This window comes from Mammaliicoccus sp. A-M4 (genome assembly GCF_022386955.1).
Classification (GTDB): Bacteria; Bacillota; Bacilli; order Staphylococcales; family Staphylococcaceae; genus Mammaliicoccus; species Mammaliicoccus lentus.
In genome coordinates, this window is the sequence record NZ_JAJNHH010000032.1 from 1 (window position 1) to 1,500 (window position 1,500).

The following is a 1,500-nucleotide window of genomic DNA, read 5'->3' on the forward strand; positions in this document are numbered from 1 at the left end:
AATCTAACACATTTATAACTAAAGTGTAAGAAATTTATGCATTTTTATCAAAAAAACGGGTTGAGCCTTACTCTCCGTTGATGTTTCGCGATTTATACCCTTTCAGCCTTAGAGGCGCAAGGGATACAGAGTTTTGACCTCTGACCAGTGACCAACCTAGGGGGGGTCGTAGTTGCCCCCCCTAGGTTCGAAAAATCCAAAGATTAAATACAAAAACAGTAATCAAAAATGTGATTACTAAAATCCATAAATCAAATCCCAACTTCAATTAACTTGTAATTTAATTTCCTTTTGACTTCACGATATCGAAAGTAATGATTTGGATTGGTTGTTAACTTGGATTAATCCAAGTTACAACTGCACCAATCGCTACTGAAGTAGCTATCATTATTTCTTTGCTCGTCAAAAGTATTTCTCATATCACAAGTTAATTGAAGTTTTGGCAAGCGTCGTATTTGCTAGCCACTTCATTCGCTAACGCTCATTTCGTTCTGCAAATACCCTTGCTGGGATTATATCCCAGACCCTTTATTTTTGCTAACGCAAAAAGCTAGCCATTTTGGCTAGCTAATTCAAATTCATCTAATTCTATGTCTAATAGATTTAATATAATTATTCATAATAAACGCTGAATTATCACAAAGTAACGGAAACCAATCATCAAATCTATTTTCCATAGCATAATCTATTAAGTCTTGAATCTCATCAATATCATTTTCTTTAACAAAACTAATCATTTCTTTAATTAATTGATATCTCTCTCCAGAATTGGCAGAAAGATATATTAAAGGATCAGCACCAGCATGACCTATTATTTCACTCTTACTATACTGAAACTTATTAGGATCATCCATATGAGCAAAATAACGCACCATACCTTTCAGATCCATAACCTTTTGAGGATTTGGTGCCTTTAACCTTAAAGTAATCTCTCTAACCTGCTCATAAGACTTTTTAGAAGCAAATAATATTAATATGTGCCAATGAGCCTTTTTCAGTTCTCCATTAGAATCTACATCTTTATCATGTAATGGACTTTCTATCCACGGTATATGCATCTCGTTTAAAACATCTCTCCAATTTTCAGGTGCAGATTCCGGATAAACAAAAAATGTCCAATTACGTGTTCTTGTATCTCTCTTTTCACTCATGTTATAATTACCTCACTTATAAGTATAATTTATTTCTTAGTCGCCATTTGCCCTGGCGACTATTTTTATGCCTTTTTTTGTTCATTAACCCACATTGTAATCAAAGCAGATTTACTTAAACCTGTTTCTTTAGATAAAACTTCTATTTTTTCAAAAACTTCTTGATTCAAAGTTATCATAATTCGTTTTTTTTCTTGTTTTTCAGCCATATTTTTTCACCTCAACAATTTTCTATAAATACGAATTCCCTTATAAAACAATCTAACACATTTATAACTAAAGTGTAAGAAATTTATGCATTTTTATCAAAAAAACGGGTTGAGCCTTACTCTCCGTTGATGTTTCGCGA

Annotated in this window: 2 protein-coding genes; both read right to left on the reverse strand. The window is 32.6% G+C overall.

Annotation, left to right across the window (positions count from 1 at the left end):
* Positions 1-578: 578 nt before the first annotated feature.
* Positions 579-1,151: a replication protein gene (locus LQ682_RS13975; protein WP_026260398.1), complete on the reverse strand. Its 573-nt coding sequence runs from the start codon at positions 1,149-1,151 to the stop codon at positions 579-581.
* Between the two features lie 65 nt (positions 1,152-1,216).
* A complete protein-coding gene (locus LQ682_RS13980) occupies positions 1,217-1,360 on the reverse strand; it encodes a ribbon-helix-helix domain-containing protein (RefSeq protein WP_018616903.1) in 144 nt (47 codons plus the stop codon).
* Between the last annotated feature and the right edge of the window lie 140 nt (positions 1,361-1,500).

Excerpts from the sequence above, each read along its gene's own strand:
- LQ682_RS13975 (WP_026260398.1), bottom strand. The coding sequence starts at position 1,151 with ATGAGTGAAAAGAGAGATACAAGAACACGTAATTGGACATTTTTTGTT.
- LQ682_RS13980 (WP_018616903.1), bottom strand. The coding sequence starts at position 1,360 with ATGGCTGAAAAACAAGAAAAAAAACGAATTATGATAACTTTGAATCAA.